Source organism: Maricaulis sp., from assembly GCF_015665295.1.
Lineage (GTDB): Bacteria > Pseudomonadota > Alphaproteobacteria > Caulobacterales > Maricaulaceae > Maricaulis.
On the sequence record NZ_JADFAJ010000010.1, the window covers coordinates 14152 to 36984 of the forward strand.

Below are 22833 nucleotides of genomic sequence, written 5' to 3' on the forward strand. Positions count from 1 at the left end.
ATGCCCGGGCAAGCAGGCATCAGCTGCCGGGACGGCGGCAAACCTAACCCACACCATCAAAGGACATCAAACATGCGAAACACACTCTCCCTGATCGCCCTGGCCATCGCTCTGCCCCTGCTCGCGACCGACGCGCAGGCCCAGGAAAGACGCGAAATTCCCGCCTATCGGGAGATCGGTATCGAAGCGGGCTCTGATCAACGCCAGGCCTTGCTGGACTTCCTGCGCTCCTACCGGGACGCGTGGAGCGAAGAGGACACCGATGCCTTCATCGCACTTCACACCGACGACTCGGAGTGGATCAACGCCTATGCCCGCATGTTCACCGACGCCTCGTCTCTTGCCGAGTTCCTCGAGACCCGGCTCTTTCCGGCTTTCGGTCCCGGGGTTTCGCGGACAGAAGCAGAAAACATGGCAATGATCTCCATGCGTGCGCTCGGTGAAGATGCGGCTGTGCTGCATCTCTACACGGACGGCAATCGGGGGCCTTCTGCCGTTGCGAGCCGTGAGCTGCGCCGCACCCATTTTCATCTCGTCCTGGTTCGGCAGTCCGGCCACTGGAAAGTCGCTCATACGGCCATCATGGATGCCCGCGACTAGGTCCTGAGCTGAACGCCAAGCGCCCCCGCACCTGACGCAGGCGCCGCCGGCTGACCGGCGGATCAAAGGTGGCAGACGATGTCACGAGGTCAGTGTGGGGGCGCTTTTGCCGGGCCGTCGGTCGCCGACGTCTTTACGGCGCAAACCGCTCGCTCATCACATGGCGGTCGCCCGGATGGGTGAGCCGGGCGAGGGTGACGACGTCCTCGCCCTGGAAGGTCCGGCGCTCAAGGACCAGGCAGGCGGCGCCGGGGTCGATGTCGAGGCAGGCAGCGAGCTTTGGGTCGGAATTCATGGCGGAGACCGTGTGTTCGGCTTCTGTCCAGGGGGTCTGTCTCAGCAGCCAGCCGCCCGGGCCTTCGGCGGAAAAGTCGGTCTGGGCGACATCCGGCAGCAAGGCGAGATTGATCCAGCGCTCCTCCAGTTCGACCGGCTGGCCGTCAGCCGAATGCAGGCAGCGGACATGTTGTACGCGCGCGCCGGGCAGGAGGCGCATCTGGCGGGCGATATCATCACTCGCCGGGAGGGTTTCGCTGCTCAGGCACTGGTATCCATAGCGCTGGCCGCGCGCGGGAATGGCGCTGGCCATGTCGATGATCTTCAAGAGCGCCGCCGGGGCGTCCGGCTGGGCGACAAAGCTGCCGGCGCGGCGTTTTCGGATCACCAGCCCGTCCTCGGTAAGCGAGCGCAAGGCCCGGCTGACCGTCATCCGCGCGGTACCGAAATGATCGCACAAGTCAGCCTCGGATGGCAGGCGATAGCCCGGCGCCCAGCTGCCGCTACGGATCCGTGCGAGGATGGCCTGGCGGATCTGGTCATAGACCGGACCCTCGCCATCAAGTTTCAGCTGGTCGCGCCAGTCGGTCATGAAGTCCAGTCCGCCATGATAGTCTGAAGGGTTGCCTCGTATCGCCGGGATACCGCCTCGCGGCAGACCGACCGGCCGTCCTTGACCCGGGCGATGCCCCCGACATGGACGCTGCGCACCTGCCGCGCGTCGCCGGCGAACAGCCAGCTGTCAATCAGCGCGTCACCGGAACGGCCGGCGAGGACCGGGTGCCGCTGGTCCAGCTCGACAAGGTCGGCGCGCTGACCGACGGCGATCCGGCCGGTAGCCTGTGCGATGGCCTGCGCGCCGCCCTGGCAGGCCGCATCAAACAGGTGACGGCCCGTGCTGACACCTGGCGCGGAGAGCACATTGCGCTCGCGTCGCGTCAGGCGCTGGCCGTATTCCAGCAGGCGCAGCTCTTCCGCCAGGTCGATGCGGATATGGCTGTCCGACCCGATGCCGATGCGCCCGCCAGCGGCGAGATAATCCATGGCGGGAAACAGCCCGTCGCCCAGGCTGGCCTCGGTCAGCGGACACAGGCCCGCGACCGCACCACTGGCAGCCAGATCGCGGATCTCCCCCGCGTCCATGTGGGTGGCATGGACCAGGCACCAGCTGTCATTGACGGGTTGTTGGTCGAGGAAAAGCCGTACGGGCCGGGAGCCTGTGGTGTTGATACAGGCGTCGACCTCGGCGGTTTGCTCGGCGATGTGGATATGGACCGGTCCGCCCTCGGCGAGCGGCAGGATCGTGTGAATATCATCCATGGAAGCGGCGCGCAGCGAGTGGGGCGCGATGCCGACGACGGCGTGTGGCAACCGGCCGGCATGGTGTCGCGCCCGTTCGACCAGCGTGGCGTAGAGATCGGGAGCGGCGATGAAGCGGCGCTGGCCCGGCGTTGCCGCGGCCTGATTGAAGCCGGCCCAGCGATAAAGGACGGGCAGCAAGGTCAGTGCGATGCCGGTCGTTTCGGCTGCGGCGCAGATCCGCGCCGCCATCTCGCCCGGGTCGTCATGGGGCGTGCCGTCCGGGGTGTGATGCAGATAGTGGAACTCGCCGATCGCGGTGAAGCCCGCCTCCAGCATCTCCACCTGCACCATGGCGGCGATCGCTTCCACCGCGTCCGGGTTCAGCCGGTCGAGGAAGCGGTACATGACGTCGCGCCAGGACCAGAAACTGTCCGTGCCGGGGCCGCGCCGTTCCGACAGTCCGGCCATGGCGCGCTGGAAAGCGTGCGAATGCAGGTTGGCCATGCCGGGCAGGGCTATGCCCAAGCGTGTGTCGTCTGGCTGCGCAGGCTCGCCAATGGTGAGCGTCATGATGGTGCCATCGGGACCAACGTTAAGCCGGACATCCCGGGCCCAGCCATCGGGTAGCAGCGCTTGCTGGAGGTGAAAGTCAGTGGACACGGTGTCTCCCGGCTGGACAGACTCGAAAACCGGGATTTATTGTATAGACAATTAACCGCTTGCAAAGCCCCCGGGGAGCACGTGCCCATGCAGTTCGATCGCCTGCTGACCGAAGCCAGACTGGCGACCATGGTCGCCGGAGATGGCGGCTATGGCGTCATCGAGAAGGCGGCCTTGGGAATCAAGGACGGGCGGATCGCTTGGATCGGTCCGATGTCCGAGATCCCGGGCAAGGTCAGGGAGACCGAGCGTCTGGCCAGCCGATGGGTGACACCGGCGCTGATCGATTGTCACACCCATCTCGTCTTCGCCGGTGACCGATCCGACGAGTTCGAGCGGCGCCTGGGCGGGGAGAGCTATGAGAGCATCTCGCGGTCCGGTGGCGGAATCGCCCGTTCTGTTGAGGCAACCCGGGCGGCCGGAGCTGCTGAGCTGGCAGCCGGAGCGCTGACCCGGCTCGATGCCCTGGCCCAGGAAGGGGTCGGCACGGTCGAGATCAAGTCCGGTTACGGGCTGACCCGCGACAGTGAGCGCACCATGTTGCGCGCCGCTCGCGGTGTCGCCCGGGCCTCGGGCATGCGGGTCTCCGCGACCCTGCTGGCCGCCCACGCCGTCCCGCCCGAGTACAAGGGTGAGAGTGGCCGCTATATCGATGAGGTCTGCATCCCGCTGATCCGAGAGGCCGCCCGCGAAGGTCTCGCGGATGCCGTCGATGCCTATTGCGAGGGGATTGGTTTCACGCCGGAGGAAACGCGTCGTCTCTTCATTGCCGCCAAGGCCGCAGGCCTGCCGGTCAAGCTGCATGCCGACCAATTGTCCGATTCCGGCGGGGCGAAACTGGTCGCGGAGTTCGGCGGCCTGTCGGCTGACCATATCGAGTACACCAATCCGGACGGCATCAAGGCCATGGCCGCTGCCGGTACGGTCGGCGTGCTGCTGCCGGGTGCGTATTACGCGATTGGTGAAACGAAGAAACCGCCGGTCGAGGCCCTGCGCGCTGCGGGCGTACCAATGGCCGTCGCGACCGATGCCAATCCGGGCACGTCGCCGATGGTGTCATTGCTGACAGCGGCCAACATGGCTTGCATCCTGTTCGGCCTGACCCTGCCGGAAGCCTTTGCCGGCATGACGCGCCACGCGGCGGCGGCGTTGGGCCTGCAGGACGAGATCGGCACGCTGGAGGTCGGCAAGGCGGCTGACCTCGCCATCTGGGACGTCGAACGTCCGGCAGAAATCATTCAATGGATCGGACGCCGGCCGCTGCATGGCCGCATCCTCGCAGGAGAGTGGCAGTGACAGCTGTGACCATCAAACCGGGCGCCATGGCGCTGGCCGACTGGGCGAAGATCTGGCGCGGGGCGGAGATCCGGATCGATGCCGCCGCGAAGGCCGATGTCGATGCCGCAGCGGCCACGGTCGATCGCCTGATCGCGTCGGGCCGGGCGGTCTATGGGCTCAATACCGGTTTCGGCAAGCTGGCCCAGACCCGTATCGCCGATGACGAGCTCGCGAGCTTGCAGGAACGTCTTGTCCTGTCCCACGCAGCCGGGATTGGAGATCCGCTCGATGCGCGCATCGTGCGCCTGATCATGGCGCTCAAGCTGGCCAGCCTCGGGCGCGGGGCGTCCGGCATTCGCTGGACCACGATCGAGGCCATGCAGGCGATGCTGGATGCCGATGTCCTGCCGGTGATCCCGTCACAGGGTTCGGTCGGCGCGTCGGGTGATCTGGCGCCGCTGGCCCATATGTCGGCCGCGCTGATCGGGGCCGGGGATGTCACGGTCAGGGGCGAGCGCATGCCGGCCTGCGAGGGTCTGGCCAGGGCCGGATTAGAACCGGTCCGGCTTGGTCCCAAGGAAGGTCTCGCCCTGCTGAACGGCACCCAGACCTCGACCGCGCTGGCGCTGGCCGGACTGTTCGAAGTCGAGGCGGGCTTCCAGGCGGCCCTCGTGTCCGGCGCGTTGAGCGTCGATGCCGCCAAGGGCTCGGTTGCCCCCTTTGATCCGCGTATCCACACGCTGCGGGGCCATCCCGGGCAGATCGATGTGGCGGCGGCCCTGCGCACACTGCTCGGCGGGTCCGGCATCCTGAAAAGCCATGAAGGCTGCGAGAAGATCCAGGACCCGTACTGCCTGCGCTGTCAGCCCCAGGTCATGGGCGCGGTGCTCGACCTATTGCGTCAGGCCGGTGCCGTCCTGGAGCGCGAAGCCAATGCGGTCACTGACAATCCACTCATCTTCACCGATACCGACGAAGCGGTTTCCGGCGGCAATTTTCACGCCGAGCCGGTTGCCTTCGCCGCTGACCAGATCGCCATGGCAGCCTGCGAGATCGGCTCGATCTGCGAGCGTCGCATCGCGCTGCTGACCGATCCGGCGGTCTCCGGCCTGCCGGCTTTCCTGACGCCCAATCCGGGCATAAATTCCGGTTTCATGATCGCCCATGTCACCGCGGCAGCGCTGGTTTCGGAGAACAAGCAGAAAGCCTATCCGGCTTCCGTCGACAGCATTCCGACCTCGGCCAACCAGGAAGACCATGTCTCGATGGCCACCCATGGCGCTTTCCGCCTTCTGAAAATGGCGGAAAACCTCCATGTCGTGGTGGGGGTGGAGCTGCTGTGCGGTGCCCAAGGCACGGATTTCCATGACGGGCTGGTCTCCTCGCCGCTGCTGGAAGCGGCCAAGGCGCTGTTGCGTGAAACGGTTCCCGCCTACGGCGATGATCGCTATTTTGCCGACGATATCGTCAGCGCACGCGATCTCGTGACGGGCAGGGGGCTTGTTGCAGCTGCGGGCGCGCTTCCCGGGATTGCCTGATGGATGTTTTCACCCTCACGCGCGGCCGCGCGCCGCTTGTCGTTTCCATGCCGCATTCCGGAACGGCCCTGCCGCCCGGACTGGCCGACCGGCTGGGTGAGGCGGCGGGAAGCCTGCCGGACACGGATTGGCACATCCCCGAACTCTATGACTTCCTTGACGGGATGGGGGCGACGGTCATCCGCGCCAATTATTCGCGCTATGTCATTGATCTCAACCGTGACCCGACTGGCTCATCGCTCTATCCCGGCCAGGCAACGACCGGGCTGGTGCCGACAACCCTTTTTGACGGCACGCCGATCTACAAGGATGGCGACGCGCCGGACGAGGACGAGATCGAACAGCGCCGGACCGATTATTTCGATCCCTACCACCGCGCCCTGACCGAGACGCTGATGGCGACCCGCATGGAGCATGGCCATGCCCTGCTGTGGGACGCCCATTCCATCGCGTCCGAAGTGCCACGCCTGTTCGAAGGCGTCTTGCCCGATCTCAATCTCGGCACCAATGGCGGCGAGAGCTGCGACCGCATGATCGAACGCTGGGCGGTCAAGGCGATGATGGATCACGAGGAATATGCCTCCATCGTCAATGGCCGCTTCAAGGGTGGTTTCATCACCCGTGCCTTTGGCCGTCCGAGCCAGAATATCCACGCCTTGCAAATGGAACTCGCCCAGTCCGCCTATATGAGCGAGGCGCCGCCCTGGACGCTGGATCCGGCGAAGGCCGACCAGCTCCGCGCCGCCCTCAAGGATGTCATGAAGGCCGCACTGGACGCGGCGAAAAGTCTCTATTCCGGAGAGGTAAAGTAAGTGTCCCAGACCCGCCGCGACAATTCCCGCATCATCCGCGCCAAGCACGGTACAGAGCTCGACGCCACCCATTGGGCCGCCGAGGCGCCCTTGCGCATGCTGATGAACAATCTCGACCCCGACGTGGCCGAGAAGCCGGAAGAGCTGGTTGTCTATGGCGGGATCGGCCGGGCGGCGCGCGACTGGGAAAGCTATGACCGGATCGTCGCGACCCTGAAACGCCTCAAGGAAGACGAGACCCTGCTGGTCCAGTCCGGCAAGCCGGTCGGCGTGTTCCGCACTCATCGCGATGCGCCGCGCGTCCTGATCGCCAATTCCAATCTCGTGCCCAACTGGGCCAATTGGGACCATTTCCGCGAGCTCGATAGGAAGGGCCTGATGATGTACGGCCAGATGACGGCCGGCTCCTGGATCTATATCGGCTCCCAGGGAATCGTTCAGGGCACCTATGAGACCTTTGTCGAGGCGGGTCGCCAGCATTACAATGGCGATCTTTCCGGCAAGTGGATCCTGACCGGGGGTCTGGGTGGCATGGGCGGCGCACAGCCGCTCGCTGCCACCATGGCCGGCGCCTGCATGCTGGCGGTCGAATGCCAGCCCAGCCGGATCGAGATGCGGCTCAAGACTGGCTATCTCGACAAGAGCGCGGACAATCTCGACGACGCGCTGGCCATGATCAACGAAGCCTGCGCCCGGGGTGAGGCCGTCTCGGTCGGCCTGCTCGGCAATGCTGCGGAGATTTTCCCCGAACTGGTCCGCCGCGGCGTGAAGCCAGACATGGTCACCGACCAGACCTCCGCCCATGACCCGGTCAATGGCTATCTGCCCGCCGGCTGGAGCCTCGCGGAATGGGATGACAAGCGCGAAAGCGATCCCGCTGCCGTCGAAGCGGCCGCCAAGGCCTCCATGGCGACACAGGTCAAGGCCATGCTGGCCTTCTGGGAGCAGGGCATCCCGACGCTCGATTACGGCAATAATATCCGCCAGATGGCCCAGGATATGGGCGTCGAGAACGCGTTTGATTTCCCGGGCTTCGTGCCGGCCTATATCCGCCCGCTCTTCTGCCGCGGCATCGGTCCCTTCCGCTGGGCGGCCCTGTCGGGTGATCCGCAAGACATCTACAAGACCGACGCCAAGGTGAAGGAACTCATCCCGGACAATCCGCATCTTCATCGCTGGCTCGACATGGCGCGCGAGCGCATCCATTTCCAGGGCCTGCCGGCGCGCATCTGCTGGGTCGGTCTGGGCGAGCGCCACAAGCTGGGCCTCGCCTTCAATGAAATGGTGGCCAAGGGCGAACTCAAGGCGCCAGTCGTGATCGGCCGCGATCACCTCGATTCAGGCTCGGTCGCCAGCCCCAATCGCGAGACCGAAGCCATGATGGACGGCTCCGACGCCGTCGCCGACTGGCCGCTCCTCAACGCCCTCCTCAACACCGCCTCCGGCGCGACCTGGGTCTCGCTGCACCATGGCGGCGGCGTCGGCATGGGCTATTCCCTCCATTCCGGCCAGGTCGTCCTCGCCGACGGCACTCCGGAAGCCGCCGAGCGCGTGGGCCGCGTGCTGTGGAACGACCCGGGCACGGGCGTGATGCGTCATGCCGACGCCGGGTATGACATCGCCAAGGACTGCGCGCGCGAGCAGGGGCTGGATCTGCCGTCGATTTGAGGGTTTTCCTCCCGATTCCATGGGGAAGTGGGCCGATCCATTTTTCCCGGAAGCGCGTCAGCGCTATCCGGGACCAACGGGAGACTCATCACTTGTAATGGTGTGGGGTGGGTCCCGGCTCTCTAACCGGCTTTTGCCGGTTTTTGGCCGGGAAAAATGAGTTTTGCCTGGCACGGGGAAGCCCCTCCGTTTGTCATCCCGGCCGGATAGCCTGCGCAGGCAGGCTGGAGAGCCGGGACCGATAGGCCCGGTGGGTTTCCAATCAGTCGCCGCGGTGCCGCCGCGCCGACAACTTGCTGGCTGGCTTGTTCATAGGTCCCGGCTCTGCGCCCCGCCTTCGCGGGGCAGAAGCCCGCGCCCGCGAAAGCGGGTGGCCGGGATGACAAGCGCAGGGCGGGGCAATAGAAGGTTGGCCAACACTGACTCACCCTTGGGAGCCCTCCATGTCCGACGCCTTCTTCGCCGACCTCAAAGCCGAGCTTGCCCAGATCGAGGCGGATGGTCTCTACAAGCGCGAGCGGATCATCACGTCGCAGCAGTTTTCCGAGATTGATGTGACGGCGGACGGGACGTCCAGCCATGTGATCAATTTCTGCGCCAATAATTATCTCGGACTGGCCAACCGGCCGGAACTGATCGAGGCCGCCAAGTCGACGCTCGACAGTCATGGCTTCGGCGTCGCCTCTGTGCGTTTCATCTGCGGCACGCAGGACCTGCACAAACAGCTGGAAGCGAAGATCGCCGCGTTTACCGGCTGCGAGGACGCCATCCTCTATGCCGCCGCCTTTGACGCCAATGGCGGCGTGTTCGAGCCGCTTCTGGGGCCGGAGGATGCGATCATCTCGGACGCGCTCAACCATGCCTCCATCATTGATGGTGTGCGCCTGTGCAAGGCCAAGCGCTATCGCTATGCCAATTCCGACATGGCGGACCTCGAGACCCAGCTCAAACAGGCCCGGGCCGATGGCGCGCGCCATATCCTGATCGTCACCGATGGCGTTTTCTCGATGGATGGCTATATCGCCGACCTCAAATCCATCGTCCGCCTGGCCAAACAGTATGACGCGCTGACCATGGTCGATGACTGCCATGCGCATGGTTTCATGGGCGCGAAGGGCCGCGGCACGCCGGAACATTGCGGGGTGCTGGGCGAGATCGACATTATTACCGGTACGCTGGGCAAGGCGCTGGGCGGCGCGATGGGCGGTTTCACGGCGGCGCGCCAGGAAATCATCGACATGCTGCGCCAGCGCTCGCGGCCCTATCTGTTCTCGAACTCGCTGGCACCGGCCATTGTCGGCGCCTCCCTGAAGGCACTTGACATGGTCGCCGAGGGCGATGATCTGCGTGCCCGCCTGTTCGACAATGCCAGACGCTTCCGTGCCGGCATGAGCGAGGCCGGCTTCGACCTCCTGCCGGGCGAGCATCCGATCATTCCGGTCATGCTGGGCGATGCCAAGCTGGCCCAGGACATGGCGTCCCGGCTGATGGGTGAGGGCGTCTATGTGATCGGCTTCTTCTTCCCCGTCGTGCCCAAGGGCAAGGCGCGCATCCGCACCCAAATGTCCGCGGCCCACACGCCGGAAATGATCGACCGCGCTGTGGCGGCGTTCACGAAAGTGGGCAAGGAGCTGGGGGTGATCTGACCCCGGATTCCACGGCCGCGAATCCCTCCCGGATTCCGGTCCTCCCATTCCCTCTGACAGCCTGGCTGCCCACTCGATAAGTTGTTTCCATTCAATAGCTTTATCGAAGGAGAGGGGCTATGAGACTTGGCTTGTTTGTGGGGGCAGCGGTCTTCGCTGTCGTATCCATCGGTGCCCTGATGTGGGGCCTTCCCCAATATGGCGTCTGGCAGCAGGAGCTGGCCGGACGGGCCGAGCTGGTCCGCGCCGAGCAGAACCGGCGCATCGCCGTCCTGGAAGCCCAGGCACGGCTTGAGGCTGAAAGCCTCAATGCCCAGGCTGAAGTCGCCCGGGCCCGAGGCGTCGCGGAAGCCAATGCCATTGTGGCTGAAGGGCTCGGCGGGCCGGAAGGCTATCTGCGCTATCTGTGGATCCAGTCGCTCGGCGAAAATGGCCAGGACGTGATCTACATCCCGACCGAGGCCGGTCTTCCCATACTGGAAGCCAGCCGACCTGTCGCCCGATAGGGCTTGCGACCGGCGCCGTGATCACGGCGCCGGTTTGCGCTCGAGACGAGGGGACGCCACCCACCCTATTCCCCCTGACGCTTTCCCCGAATACGCGTATTGTCCTCCGGTCAGACTCGCTTTCTTGGCGAAATCTGCATCCGAATGATCGCTTGGGGGCATCACACGGGTAACGTGAACAGGGGACTGCCATGACGGATACCAGCGAAGTGCGAGCTAGCAGCGCGCGTCCATCGGACGAGATGTTGCCTTTCCTGAACAATTTCCACGACATTTTCACCACGATCGGGGTCTTGATCCTGCTCGGCGGTCTCGGCGTCGGCGCCGGCCAGGTCCTGGCCGGACTCGGCCTCGATGAGGGCGAGCAGGCCTTCCAGAACGCGCTGATGGCGCTGATTGGGGGAATCGCGATTTTTGCCTGGCTGCTGTCGGCCCTTCTGGTCGGCAAGCAACGCCGCATCCTGCCGGGCATCGTCCTGTCGGGCGTGTTCGGTGTGGCGACGATGATCGTACTGGTCTGGGGCTATGCCCAATTCCTGATCCACGGGGCGGGCCTCACCGAGTCGAGCTTCGAACGCGCCGGGGAAGGCGTCGACAACATGGAGTTCGGCCGTGAGGCCGTGATGATGGTTCTGGCGCAATTGCCGGCCTCGATCCGCTTCATGCCGATCGTGTTCGGCCTCGCTTTCCTGCTGCCGGTCACGGCCTATTATGTCAGCTACCGTCTGCCGTTCGCCGGAGGGCTGATGGGGGTTGGCGTGGTGCTGACCGCCGTGATGACCCTGCTGGCGATCGACCCCTATACGGTGATCGTCTGGGCGCCGACCATCAATGTCGCTGCCGGTGGTGCCCTGCTGCTGGCCGGCATCCTGTTTGACGCCCGTGATCCGGGCCGCGAGACGCGCCTGTCCGGCACCGCCTTCTGGCTCCACTTCTTCGCGGCGCCTGTCCTGCTGGGCGCTGTGCTGAACCTCACCCAGACCGGCTGGACCTTCCAGGAAAGCGATTTTGCCAATCCTGAAAACCTCAACCTGTTTGCCGCCATGGCGTCGGACAGCGCGGAATCTCTGCGGCTGGCCGTCACGGCCCTGACCGTGATTGGTCTTTTTGCCCTGGTCTCACTGCTGATCAACCGCCGCGCCCTGATCGTCTCCGGACTGGTCACGGCGGGTGTCTCGATCGGGGTGATTGTCAATTCGTCCGATCTCGGCGCCGGTGCCGTCATCGCCGTGACCCTGCTCGTTCTGGGCGGGGTCGTGGTCCTGCTGGGTGCCGCCTGGAACCCGGTCCGCCGCGTCCTGCTGATGCCGATCCCCCAGGCAGGACCACTGGGCCGGATCTTCCCGCCGGTCAGCGCGGCAGAGGGTTGATCGATAAGGATAGTCACAAGGAAACCGCCCGGCCCGCATGCTGGGCGGCTTCCTCTTGGCCGTTGTCAGCCGTCCTCCAGTGACATCTGGTATGCGATGATGACAAATTCTGCCGGTCGGACGGGCGCGACGCCGATCTGCACAACGACTTGCCCGGCGTCGATATCGGTCTGGGTCATGGTCGAGCCCAGCCCGCATTGCACGAAATAGGACTGGTCCGGCGTGGCGCCCATGAACGCGCCATCCCGATAGAGTCCGGTCAGGAAAACCTCGATCTCCGCGATCACAGCCGCCCAGAGTGCTGGCGCATTGGGCTCTCCGCGGGTCCAGGCCAGCGAGTCTGGCAGGCTCGCCTCGATCCAGCGTTGCAGGCGGCGCACGGGCAGATAGATGGTATCTGAGGTGTCCGAAAAGGTGCGGGCGCCCCAAAGGACCGTGCCGTATTGCGGGGCCGTCCGGATCGGATTGACATGGGCCCGGTTGAACGTATCCAGGTCCGACGGGTCGAGCGGTCGGGTCATGTGATACAGGATTTGTGCATCCAGTCCGGCGGGAGCCTTCCAGACCCCGTCGCTGGCGGTCGTCGCCATGATGCGCCCCATCACGGCAGGCCCGGGCGGCAGGCGCTCGCCCCGCGCATTGACCAGCCAAGGTGCATAGGCGGCGATGTCGGGATCGGTGATACCCAGCATGACCCGCCAGCGTTCATAGTCGTCGGACTCGTCCGGAGCGTCGATGATCAGGGTGGCAAATCCTGCCCGGGCCGAGAGCAGGGCCCGTTGATAGAGTGAGGTCAGGGCCAGATCGGGCGCATCTGCCGGGCCCGTCGCACCAACCAGGTAGATCAGCGTGAATGCCGTGTCGGTTTGGGCATCCAGCGCGTCGAGGGCCGCGTCATAGTCGGGCAGGCCGTCCTCATTGTCGCCGGCATGGACCAGCAGCGCTCGCTCGCCGCCTTGCGCGCGAAAGGCGTCCACGACGGGAGCGGCGAGATCAAACCCGGGGGGAAGGGGCATGCCCGGGACGGTTTGCGCCAGACTGCCCGTGGGCAGGTCGGATGCCAGTGGCCCGACAAAAACCGCCAGATCGAGAGCTCTCGGGATGAAGGTCGTCGTTGCGGGATTACTTCCCTGGTCAACATAGACGCCTGGATGGCGCTGCGTAACCGGGAGCCCCGATCTTGGCTGGCGCTGGGCCATCGCGGATGGCAGCAGAGCGGTTGATGCCGCTGTGGCGGCGGCTGAGATCAGCAGGTGGCGACGATTCATGGCATCGGCTCCGCGGCAGTTGTCGATGGGTGTTGCAGATAGCAACCTGCCCCATTTACCCGCGCGAGTCGCGGTACAATCATGGGGTGAGTCGAAAATCCGGCCCGGAGGAGTGTGCCGCCATGGCATTCGAGACAGATGCGATCATCGTCGGAGGCGGGGCTGTCGGGCTGGCGACCGGGCGTGCCTTCGCCCGGCGCGGGCATGAGACCATTGTGCTGGAAGCCGAAGCGAAGATTGGCCAGGGGATCTCCTCGCGCAATTCCGAAGTCATTCATGGCGGGCTCTACTATCCGACCGGATCGCTGAAGGCGCGGCTCTGCGTCGCCGGCCGGATGATGCTCTATGCCTTTCTGGAGCATCATCACCTGCCGCACGAGAAATGCGGCAAGCTGGTCGTCGCGACCGAGCCGCACGAGATCGAACGGCTTGATGCCATTCTCGACCAGGCCAATACCAACCAGGTTGGCGGCATGCGACGGCTCAGCGGCGCCGAGGCCCGGGCGCTGGAGCCGGAGCTGAGGGTTGAGGCTGCGCTGCTCTCAGGGGAGAGCGGTGTCATGGATGCCCACGCCTACATGGACGCGCTCGCCGGCGAGATTGCCGGGCATGGCGGAGCCATTGCGGTCAATACACCCTTCGCCGGCGCGACGCCGCTCAAGGGCGGCGGTTTTGTCGTTCGCACGGGTGGCGAGCACGCTACCGAAGTCACGACACGCTATCTGGTGATCGCCGCCGGGCTGGGCGCGCAGGCGGCCGCCGGGCAAGTCGAGACATTTCCCGCCGCAGCAATCCCGCCGCTGCACTATGGCAAGGGTGTCTATTTCACCCTGTCCGGCAAGGCGCCGTTCTCGCGCCTTGTCTATCCGTTGCCGATTCCGGGCGCATTGGGCACGCATTATCGCCGCGATCTGGGCGGGCAGGCGCGTTTCGGGCCGGACCTCGCCTTTGTCGAGACCGAAGATTACACGGTCGATCCGGAGCGGGCCGAGGCCTTCTATAAGACGGCCCGACGTTTCTGGCCCGGTCTGCCCGATGGCGCCCTGATGCCGGATTATGCCGGTATCCGCCCCAAGCTGCATGGTCCGGGCGAGCCGCATCCCGATTTCCGCATCGACGGCGCCGACAGGCATGGCGTGGCGGGGCTCATAACCCTGTTCGGTATCGAGAGTCCGGGGCTGACGGCCTCGCTGGCGATCGGCGAAACGGTGGCGGAACGATTGACCGCTTGATCACGCCCGGCGAGGGGCCACAATGCGGCTTACAAAGGGGGGATGAGATGACACCTGCACGCTGGGCCTTCATGGCCACACTGGTCCTGACCCTGGCCACGCTGGCTTTCCCGCTGGTCCTGTTCGGTTCACCGCCGGATCTGGGCAGCGCGCCGATGGCGGACGGGTTCAAGACCCCCATTCTGGCCCTGGAATTTGCAGAAAACATCGACGATATCGCCTTCCTGCGCGGCGAAGACGCCGCTGAATTGCGCGCCTGGCTGGTCGAGGTTCAGTTCCTCGACTGGTTCTTCCCGCTCGCCTATGCCGGCATGGCCGCAGTCTTCTTTCTCGGCATGGCCCTGCGGGGACGCTTCCTCGCCCTGGTCGGCCTGGGTCTGGCGCTCGCCACCATTCCCGCCGACTGGCAGGAGAACGACACGATCAACGGCATTCTTGCCGAGATCGAGAACCCGGTCTGCGGCCCCGACATTGAACCGCCTGACGGCCGGGACAGCGTCGTTCTGCGCGATTGCCTGCCAAGCGGGTATTTCGACGAGGCCAGCGCCGAGGCCGAGCTGGTCTCCTATGCCTTCGACAGCTTTCTGCCGGTGCGGATCGAAATACTGCGCATCGACACCTGGATCAAATGGGGGCTGATCGCCGCCTATGCGTTCTGGATGGCGGCCATGCTGTGGATGGACCGGCGTCGCATCCTGGCCATCCCGGCGGGCCTGGGAGGCCTGGCCGTGCTGGCAACCTGGATCAGCGGATCGAACGGTCATGTCGCCGAGCTGATGTCCATACTGCTCATTCCGATGATGCTCACTTTCCCCGCCGCAGCGGTGATGTATCTTCGCGACAAACCCGCCAAGACGGGGACGCCACGAGGTGAGGAAACGGCATGAAAGCCCTGGTCAAAGCCAAGCCGGAAGAAGGCATCTGGATGGAAGACGTCCCGGAGCCGCAGATCGGCCCGGATGATGTCCTGATCAAGATCAAGCGGACCGCGATCTGCGGCACCGACATCCATATCTACAACTGGGATGACTGGGCCGCCAAGAATGTGCCCACGCCCATGGTCGTCGGCCATGAATATGCCGGCGAGATCGTCGATACCGGTTCGAACGTGACCCGGGTCAGGGTCGGTCAGCGTGTCTCCGGCGAGGGGCATGTGGTTGGCGTCACCAGCCGTGCCGCGCGCGCCGGGCGATTCCATCTCGATCCGGAAACCCGTGGTGTCGGGGTGAATATCCCCGGCGCCTTTGCCGAATACATGAAGCTTCCGGCCTTCAATGTCGTGCCGCTGCCGGAAGACGTGCCCGACGAGATCGGCGCCATTCTCGATCCGCTCGGCAATGCGGTGCACACGGCGCTCCAGTTTGACCTGGTCGGTGAGGACGTGCTGATCACCGGGGCCGGTCCGATCGGCATCATGGCCGCCGCGATCGCGCGCCATGTCGGCGCCCGCCATGTCGTGCTGACCGATATCAATACCCACCGCCTGCACCTGGCCAGCCAGGTCGCGCCGAAGATCCGCACTGTCGATGTCTCGAAGGAGAAGATTGAGGACGTCGCCAAATCACTTGGCATGACCGAGGGCTTCGATGTCGGGCTTGAAATGTCAGGCGCGCCGCAGGCCTTCGGCTCGATGCTCGACAATATGGTGATGGGCGGCAAGGTCGCCATGCTCGGCCTGCCGTCCAAGCCGATCGAGGTCGATTTCGGCCAGCTCGTGCTCAAGGCGATCACGCTGAAGGGCATTTATGGCCGCGAGATGTTCGAGACCTGGTACAAGATGATCGCCATGCTCGAGAGCGGTCTCGATGTCTCGCGCATCATCACCCACCGCTACAAGGCGGACGAATACCAGAAGGGTTTCGACGCCATGCGCGCCGGCAAGTCCGGCAAGGTGGTGCTGGACTGGGATTGATCACTGTCAGACGGGTCGGGGAGGGTCCTGATGGGTACGGAAAAACGCATTCCGCTTGAGAATTACGTCCAGTATCCCGAAGCCGAGATGCGCGAGCGGGTCAGCCGGTTCACGCAGAACCTGCTGCGTCGTCGCACGGTGCGGGACTATTCGGACAAGCCGGTCGAACGGGCGGTGATTGAACAGGCGATCATGGCGGCCGGCTCGGCCCCGTCGGGCGCCAATCACCAGCCCTGGCATTTCGTGGTGCTCAGCGATCCCGCCAAGCGCAAGGCCTTGCGTGAGGCCGCCGAGGCCGAGGAAAAGGCCTTCTACGATGGCAAGGCGCCGCAGGAATGGCTCGATGCCCTGGCGCCGCTGGGCACGGATGCCAGCAAGCCCTTCCTCGAGCATGCCCCGGTCCTGATTGCCGTCTTCGCCCAGAAACGCGGCGGGGAACAGGTCGGCCAGGACAAGAAGAATTACTACATCCATGAAAGCGTCGGCATTGCCTGCGGCTTCCTCTTGGCGGCCCTGCACGAGGCCGGCCTGGTCACCCTGACCCACACGCCCAATCCGATGCGTTTCCTCAATGAGGTCTGCGAGCGCCCGGTCGAGGAAAAGCCCTACATGCTGATCGTCGGCGGCTATCCGGCCGAGGACGCCACTGTGCCGGAACACGCGCTCGTCAAGAAAAGCCTCGACGAAATCACGACCTGGCTCTGAGGTCAGAGACGAGCTGGGGACAGAGACGAGCTGGGGACAGGTATGATTAACGCGTTGGCGCGTTAATCATACCTGTCCCCAATAGCGCTGCACTCAGTCAGCGAAACGCGCCGTGATCCAGTCCGTGATCAGCTCGAGCGCGTGCGGGGCGAAGGTTTCCTCGATCTCGGCGTATTCGGCGATCGTGCCGGTCTGCGCCGTCTGGAACATGTGGTTGAGACCGTCCAGCTCGCGCACAATTGCATCCGGATTGCCCATCAGCCCGGCTTCCAGCCCGGCGAGATTGGGGCCCGGCACGATCTGCAGGTCCAGCGAGCCATTCAGGGCCAGGACCGGCTGGTCGAGCCGCGGCAGATAATCAGCCGGATCATGCTGCAGGAAATTGCGCTGCCAGGGGCGGACATTCTGACCGACCAGCAGCTCGCGCTGGGCCGGTGTTGCGCCGAGCAGGGCGAGGGTCTCATCAGACAGGAGCGCCGTCAGCGCTGTCCGGGCTTCGGTTTCATTTGCCGCTGCGCTGACCGTGCCGGTGATTTGCGGGATCAGCTGTGCCAGCACGTCCAGGTCCTCCTCGCTTCGACCACCGGCGCGGGCGGCCGCGAGCGACTGGTCCAGGATGATCTGCTCACCAGTGGTGCCGGGACCGGCCAGCAGCACAAGGAAGGCGACTGCGTCATTATCCGCAGCAACGATCGGGGCGATCAGTCCGCCCTCGCTGTGTCCGATAAGGCCGATCGCGCTTGTGGCGATCTCCGGGCGGGTCCTGAGCCAGGCCAGTGCGGCCTCGGTGTCAGAGGCAGAATCCATGGAGGTCGAGGCTGCGAAATCGCCGGTCGACTCGGCAAAGCCGCGATCATCATAGCGCAGCACGGCGATGCCGTTGCGGGTGAGGTGATCGGCCAGCACGGCGAAGGGGCGATGGGTCCACACGGTCTCGTCGCGATCCTGGGGTCCCGAGCCGGAGATCAGGATGGCGGCCGGGAAGGGGCCGTCGCCAGCCGGGATGGTCAGCGTACCGGCCAGGGTGACGCCCTCGGCCTCGGGATTGTCGAAGCGAATGGGCTCGATGGCATAAGGGAAGGGGCCCACCGGCTCCTGCGGGCGATGGGGACCGGTGACGATCTCGGCGGTGCGCTCGAAACTGACTTCGGCGTCGGGAAAGCCGGGGCGGATCCACTGACCGGTCAGCCTGTTACCCGCGGCGTTCAGCGTGCCGCGATAGGTCACATTGGCGGCGGGAACCCGAAAACCGAAGGCAGCTCCATCACGCATGACGTCGGTAACCGGAATGCCATAGGCCGCCTGGGTTACGGAATCGAGCGTGACGATCGTACCGTCTTCGCCCGTCTCGATGTTGAGCGTGAAGGCGAGCTCAGTGTCGCCGCGCACCAGCAGGCCTTCCCAGACGCCATCCATGCCGTCGATCACGGTCACCTCGATAGCCTCGGGGCGGGCGAAGGCGAGGGGAAGGCTCATGCCCTGGCTGAATTCGCCTTCATAGCGCTGGGTTTCGTCATTCCAGTTGCCAGTATAGGAGGCGCCCATGGCGGCGATAGCAAAGCGCATCGTGTCGCCATCAATGGCGAACTCGCTCATCGGGATTTTCTGTCCGGGAGCCTGGTCGAGGCTTTCCAGCTGACCGCGATAGCTGCCATCGGGCTGTTCGGTCGCGGTGACCAGAAGACGCAGCTCGCCACCAGGTGTTGTGAGCACGCCGAGCCAGTCGCCGGATGGCGGAACGTTCGGCCTCTCGTCACCTGATGCCGACCCCATGGCCACCAATAGCAGGATCATCAGGCCTGTCAGCCAGGGTGAGATGTGTTGGATAATCGGCATTTTGTCCTCCGGTATCTGGCCAGCCGGAAGCGGTCGCTCGCTATGGGCGGTGAGCTGGCGGTGATGGACGCTTGGGCCTGCAGTCGGGTGGACGGTGTGGCCCTCGTTCAAATTTATAATTAGCTAATTATCAAAATGAAAGCAAGCATTATTTTGATGCTTGTCTAAATGAAGTGCTTGGCCCGAACAAAAAGCGCCCGGATCGATGGGGGCGATCCGGGCGCAGCATTGTCCGGTTTGGGGCCGGTTGGGGTAGGCGCGTTTGCCGAGGCTGACCATTGGGGTGTGAGGCTGGGCGGTCAGCCCGTGAGTCGAGGTCTTGGGGAAACCTCTAGGCCCGCACGCGCCGGCGGATGGCTGTGAACGACCAGATGAAAGCGACAATCCAGCCGATGAAGGTCCAACCCAGGAGCAGGTTGGTCAGGAAGATCGCAAACGTGTTGTCGTGACCACGCAGAAGGCCGATCAGGGTCGGCAGGAAATAGGCCAGCAGGCCGATCACCGCGACTTCTCCACCCATGATGTAAACCTCCATTGTCCTGTCTCCATTTGCCCCTCTGTGTCTTGTTTCGGGGCATATCGAATTTCGATATGAATGTAGGAGGGGTTGCGAAGCCGCACAAGGGAGGAGTAGGGGGGATTAAACCGATTTAAGTCCCGCGTCAGATTGCCACCACGAAAAAGCCCCGACCGATGGGACGGGGCTTGATCATACAGCCCGTCGCCGCGCCTACGCGTCGACGGTCGGGAATTCGTAATCCTTGTAGATTTCCCGCAGCTTGGTCTTGAGGATCTTGCCGGTCGCGCCGATCGGCATTTCCTCGATGAACTCGACCGCGTCGGGCAGCCACCATTTCGGCACTTCACCGCGCAGATAGTCGATGATCGAGGCGCCGTCCGGCTCGGCGCCTGGCTTGAGCTGGACGACAAGGAGCGGGCGTTCCTGCCATTTGGGGTGCGGCATGCCGACGGCGGCGGCCATGGCGACCGAGGGATGACCCATGGCGGCATTCTCGAGGTCGATCGAGGAAATCCACTCGCCGCCGGTCTTGATGACATCCTTGGAGCGGTCGGTAATGGTCATGAAGCCATTGCCGTCCAGATGCGCGACATCGCCGGTTTCAAACCAGCCATCATCGGTGAAGCTCTCGGCCCCGGCGCCGCGATAATAGCCCGACGCAATCCACGGTCCGCGAACCTGGACATGGCCCGACGATTTGCCATCCCAGGGCAGTTCCTTGCCTTCATCATCGACAATGCGCATGCCGACCCCGAAGACGAGGCGGCCCTGTTTCAGCTTGATCTTGATGATCTCCTCGCGATCGAGACCTTCATGCTTGGGCAGGAGGGCGTTGACCGTGCCCAGCGGGCTCATTTCGGTCATGCCCCAGCCTTGCTGCATGGTCACACCATACTTGTCCTCATAGGCGCGCAGCAGGGCTTCCGGCAGGGCGGAGCCTCCGATCAGCACGCGTTCGACCGTGTCGATCCGCTTGCCTTCGGCATCCAGGTAATTGAGCAGGCCGAGCCAGACGGTCGGTACACCGGCGACATAATTGACCTTCTCGCTGGCGATCAGCTCGTGGATGCTGGCCCCGTCCATCTGCGCGCCCGGCATGACCAGCTTGGCGCCGTTCATGGGCGCGGCATAGGGAATGCCCCAGGCATTGACGTGGAACATCGGTACCACCGGCAGCAGGGTTCCGCGGGCACCGACGCCGATGACGTCGGATGCGGCACAGGCCATGGCGTGCAGCACGTTGGAGCGGTGCGAATAGAGCACGCCCTTGGGATCGCCCGTCGTGCCGGACGTGTAGCACAGGCCGGCGGCGGCAAATTCGTCGAAGACCGGCCAGTCGAAGTCAGTCGAGTGGTCGGCGATCAGCTCTTCATAGCTCTTGCACTTGGTCTGGACGCCGTCGAGATGGGTCTTGTCGGTCATCAGGACCCAGTTCTTGACCGATTTGCAGGCCTTGGAGATGGCGTCGATGAGCGGCGCGAACTGCTTGTCGAAGAAGACCGTCTTCGACTGGGCGTGATCGAGCATCCAGATCAGCTGTTTCGGATCGAGGCGCGGATTGACCGTGTGGACGACCGCGCCGATGCCGGAAATGGCGTAATAGAGCTCGAAATGCCGGTGCGAGTTCCAGGCTATCGTGGCGACCCGGTCGCCTTCGCGGATCTTGAGTTTCTTTTGCAGGGCGTTGGCCAGCTGCTTGGTGCGCTCATGGGTCTGAGCATAATTCTGGCGATGGATTTGCCCGCTTTCAGGCAGTCGCGTTACGATTTCCTGATCGCCATGGCATTTTGCCGCGTGGACCAGGATGTCCGAGATCATGAGCGGACAGTCCATCATGTGTGCGCGCAAAGTCATGTTTTTCCCCTGAATATCAACCGTTGGTTCGTTTGTGTTTTGCCAATCAAACGGTCTATCGCGCCACGGCGCAATCCCTTTGCTCAATCGGCTTGAATTGCTTATGCGTTTTTCGCAGATATGGCGTCTTGTGGCGCCGCGTCCAGTCGAGGAGTGCTGCCTGTGACCCGCCCTGCTGACCTGCCTGCCATGACGGACATTCTCGACGCGGCGGACAGGCTCGCCGGCCATGCGGTGGTCACACCGCTCTTGAGCAATGACAGGCTCGACGCCGAGACGGGTGCCCGCATCTTTGTGAAAGCCGAATGTCTCCAGCGTACCGGCTCGTTCAAGTTTCGCGGCGCCTTCAACCGGATCTCGCGCCTGACGGACGCTGAAAAGCAATGCGGCATCCTCGCCTACTCCTCCGGCAATCATGCCCAGGGCGTTGCAGCGGCAGCGCGGATCAACGGTACGACGGCCAAAATCCTGATGCCCGAGGATGCGCCGCGCTCCAAGGTCGAGGGGGTGCTTTTCTGGGGCGGTGAAGTGGTCACCTATGACCGCGCTACCGAGAGCCGTGAGGCAATGGGACAGGCGATCGCGGACGCGGAAGGGCGTATCCTGGTGCCGCCCTATGAGGACCCTTTCATCATTGCCGGGCAGGGCACGGCGGGCCTTGAGGCGGCGGAGCAGCTTGAGGTGCTCGGCGCGACACCTGACCTTGTTGTGTGCTGTGCCGGCGGTGGCGGACTGATTGCCGGGGTCGGGCTCGCCATGCGCGACGCCTTTCCCGGCGTGGAGATCTGGGCTGCAGAGCCGGAAGGCTTTGATGATCATCGTCGATCGCTTGCCAGCGGGCAACGCGAGACGAATGAACGTCTGACCGGATCGATCTGCGATGCGATCATCACGCCGACACCGGGCGCATTGACCTGGGCGCTCAATTCGACACAGCTGACGGGCGGAGCGGCGATCAGTGATGATGATGCGCTCGACGCCATGGCGGCGGCCTGGCGTCACCTCAAAATCGTGGTCGAGCCGGGCGGTGTTGCCGCGCTGGCCGCGGTCCTGTCCGGCAAGATCGACATCGCCGGCAAGACGGTGTGTGTCCTGGCGACCGGAGGCAATGTGGATCGCGCGGTGTTTGAACGGGCCCTGGCGAGGGCCTGAAACCTGCGATTGGCGGGCTTGTGGCGGGGGCATGGCGTGCGACTGGCGCAGGGTTGACGTGGCCCGGCAGCTGCTCGTCTGGTCTTTGGGGCCGGTCTGGGAGCACAGACGAACCCCAACGGCCGAACAGGAGACTTTCATGGCTTTCAAGGCGGACGCAGCAAAGATCAAACGCTGGCGCGAAGAGCGGCGCTGGTCGCAGGAGCACCTCGCCGAACTCGCGGGCATTGGCCTGCGAACCGTGCAGCGCATCGAGAATGGGGAAGCGGCCTCGCGGGAATCGCTCATGGCGCTGGCCGCCGCATTCAATATCGATGTCCTGGCCCTGTGTATCGATCCTGAGCTGGAAGCGACGGATATGGTTCGAGCCAAGAATGAGAAAACCCGGGCTGCGTTGCGATTGTCGCTCTGGATCCATCTCGCCAGCTATGTGATGGGCATGGTTGTCTTCGCCGGGATCAACATCGGCATCGGTTCCAGCGCGGTCATGCTGTGGCCGATCATCTGGTGGACCGTTGGCGCCGTGGCGCATGGCATGACCGTCGTGATTATCGAGGTCATCACCCGCTACGCCGACCGGCAGGTCAGCGCCGGGTAGCCGTCGGGCGCAGCGCTGTCGTGTGCATCATTGCCGGTGAGCCGTGCTTTCGATCTGCAGGGCTCGTCTTGCATTCACCGGGCCTATCGGTCTGACGCCG

General features: G+C 64.3%; 20 protein-coding genes. 14 read left to right on the plus strand and 6 right to left on the minus strand.

Annotated features, from left to right (window positions below; genetic code table 11):
- Positions 1–72 precede the first annotated feature (72 nt).
- Positions 73–600, plus strand: coding sequence for a DUF4440 domain-containing protein (locus QZZ02_RS04735; RefSeq protein ID WP_291842716.1), 528 nt, complete (start codon positions 73–75; stop codon positions 598–600).
- Between the two features lie 133 nt (positions 601–733).
- Here the strand turns inward: QZZ02_RS04735 and hutC are convergent, their stop codons facing one another.
- A complete protein-coding gene (hutC, locus tag QZZ02_RS04740; RefSeq protein WP_291842717.1) occupies positions 734–1468 on the minus strand; it encodes a histidine utilization repressor in 735 nt (244 codons plus the stop codon).
- Positions 1465–2838, minus strand: a complete 1374-nt coding sequence (locus QZZ02_RS04745; RefSeq protein WP_291842718.1) for a formimidoylglutamate deiminase — start codon at positions 2836–2838, stop codon at positions 1465–1467. Before QZZ02_RS04745 ends, hutC begins: the two co-directional genes overlap by 4 nt.
- Before the next feature lie 87 nt (positions 2839–2925).
- Here QZZ02_RS04745 and hutI point away from each other — a divergent pair, with 87 nt between their 5' ends.
- The 7 genes from hutI to QZZ02_RS04780 all read left to right on the plus strand — a co-directional run bounded on the left by hutI (position 2926) and on the right by QZZ02_RS04780 (position 11656).
- Complete coding sequence (gene hutI / locus QZZ02_RS04750; protein ID WP_291842719.1) at positions 2926–4134, plus strand: imidazolonepropionase; 1209 nt, start codon at positions 2926–2928, stop codon at positions 4132–4134.
- Positions 4131–5654: a histidine ammonia-lyase gene (gene hutH, locus QZZ02_RS04755; RefSeq protein WP_291842720.1), complete on the plus strand. Its 1524-nt coding sequence runs from the start codon at positions 4131–4133 to the stop codon at positions 5652–5654. The genes hutI and hutH overlap by 4 nt, the downstream gene beginning before the upstream one ends.
- Positions 5654–6466: an N-formylglutamate deformylase gene (gene hutG / locus QZZ02_RS04760; protein WP_291842721.1), complete on the plus strand. Its 813-nt coding sequence runs from the start codon at positions 5654–5656 to the stop codon at positions 6464–6466. Before hutH ends, hutG begins: the two co-directional genes overlap by 1 nt.
- A complete protein-coding gene (gene hutU, locus QZZ02_RS04765; protein ID WP_291842723.1) occupies positions 6467–8134 on the plus strand; it encodes a urocanate hydratase in 1668 nt (555 codons plus the stop codon).
- 443 nt (positions 8135–8577) lie between these two features.
- Positions 8578–9780 carry a glycine C-acetyltransferase gene (locus QZZ02_RS04770; protein ID WP_291842724.1) on the plus strand — a complete coding sequence of 401 codons (1203 nt, stop codon included), beginning with the start codon at positions 8578–8580 and terminating at the stop codon, positions 9778–9780.
- A 119-nt stretch (positions 9781–9899) separates the two neighbouring features.
- Complete coding sequence (locus tag QZZ02_RS04775) at positions 9900–10286, plus strand: hypothetical protein (protein ID WP_291842725.1); 387 nt, start codon at positions 9900–9902, stop codon at positions 10284–10286.
- A gap of 191 nt (positions 10287–10477) precedes the next feature.
- Complete coding sequence (locus QZZ02_RS04780) at positions 10478–11656, plus strand: hypothetical protein (protein ID WP_291842726.1); 1179 nt, start codon at positions 10478–10480, stop codon at positions 11654–11656.
- A gap of 65 nt (positions 11657–11721) precedes the next feature.
- On the opposite strand, the gene QZZ02_RS04785 is transcribed toward QZZ02_RS04780, so the two are convergent.
- Positions 11722–12924, minus strand: a complete 1203-nt coding sequence (locus tag QZZ02_RS04785) for a phage tail sheath C-terminal domain-containing protein (RefSeq protein ID WP_291842727.1) — start codon at positions 12922–12924, stop codon at positions 11722–11724.
- Between the two features lie 122 nt (positions 12925–13046).
- On the opposite strand from QZZ02_RS04785, the gene QZZ02_RS04790 reads away from it, so the two are divergent.
- From QZZ02_RS04790 to QZZ02_RS04805, 4 genes are read left to right on the plus strand one after another with little or no spacing between them, the layout of a single operon-like run.
- The gene (locus QZZ02_RS04790) at positions 13047–14156 is read left to right on the plus strand and encodes an NAD(P)/FAD-dependent oxidoreductase (RefSeq protein ID WP_291842729.1); all 1110 of its coding nucleotides are present in this window, start codon (positions 13047–13049) and stop codon (positions 14154–14156) included.
- 47 nt (positions 14157–14203) lie between these two features.
- Positions 14204–15043: a hypothetical protein gene (locus QZZ02_RS04795; RefSeq protein ID WP_291842731.1), complete on the plus strand. Its 840-nt coding sequence runs from the start codon at positions 14204–14206 to the stop codon at positions 15041–15043.
- Complete coding sequence (tdh, locus tag QZZ02_RS04800; protein ID WP_291842733.1) at positions 15040–16068, plus strand: L-threonine 3-dehydrogenase; 1029 nt, start codon at positions 15040–15042, stop codon at positions 16066–16068. The genes QZZ02_RS04795 and tdh overlap by 4 nt, the downstream gene beginning before the upstream one ends.
- 30 nt (positions 16069–16098) lie before the next feature.
- Positions 16099–16773, plus strand: coding sequence for a nitroreductase family protein (locus tag QZZ02_RS04805; RefSeq protein WP_291842734.1), 675 nt, complete (start codon positions 16099–16101; stop codon positions 16771–16773).
- Between the two features lie 93 nt (positions 16774–16866).
- Here QZZ02_RS04805 and QZZ02_RS04810 read toward each other — a convergent pair whose 3' ends face one another.
- The 3 genes from QZZ02_RS04810 to QZZ02_RS04820 form a co-directional block, all read right to left on the minus strand.
- Complete coding sequence (locus tag QZZ02_RS04810) at positions 16867–18609, minus strand: alpha/beta fold hydrolase (RefSeq protein WP_291842735.1); 1743 nt, start codon at positions 18607–18609, stop codon at positions 16867–16869.
- Positions 18610–18940: 331 nt separating this feature from the next.
- Positions 18941–19144 (minus strand): superinfection immunity protein, encoded by a 204-nt coding sequence (locus QZZ02_RS04815; RefSeq protein ID WP_291842736.1) that lies wholly within the window; start codon positions 19142–19144, stop codon positions 18941–18943.
- A 195-nt stretch (positions 19145–19339) separates the two neighbouring features.
- Positions 19340–20983 carry a long-chain-fatty-acid--CoA ligase gene (locus QZZ02_RS04820; protein ID WP_291842737.1) on the minus strand — a complete coding sequence of 548 codons (1644 nt, stop codon included), beginning with the start codon at positions 20981–20983 and terminating at the stop codon, positions 19340–19342.
- A gap of 162 nt (positions 20984–21145) precedes the next feature.
- Between QZZ02_RS04820 and QZZ02_RS04825 the strand changes: the two genes are divergently transcribed.
- Both QZZ02_RS04825 and QZZ02_RS04830 read left to right on the plus strand, forming a co-directional pair.
- Positions 21146–22135, plus strand: coding sequence for a threonine/serine dehydratase (locus tag QZZ02_RS04825; RefSeq protein WP_291842738.1), 990 nt, complete (start codon positions 21146–21148; stop codon positions 22133–22135).
- Between the two features lie 139 nt (positions 22136–22274).
- Positions 22275–22733, plus strand: a complete 459-nt coding sequence (locus tag QZZ02_RS04830; protein ID WP_291842739.1) for an XRE family transcriptional regulator — start codon at positions 22275–22277, stop codon at positions 22731–22733.
- Positions 22734–22833: the final 100 nt, after the last annotated feature.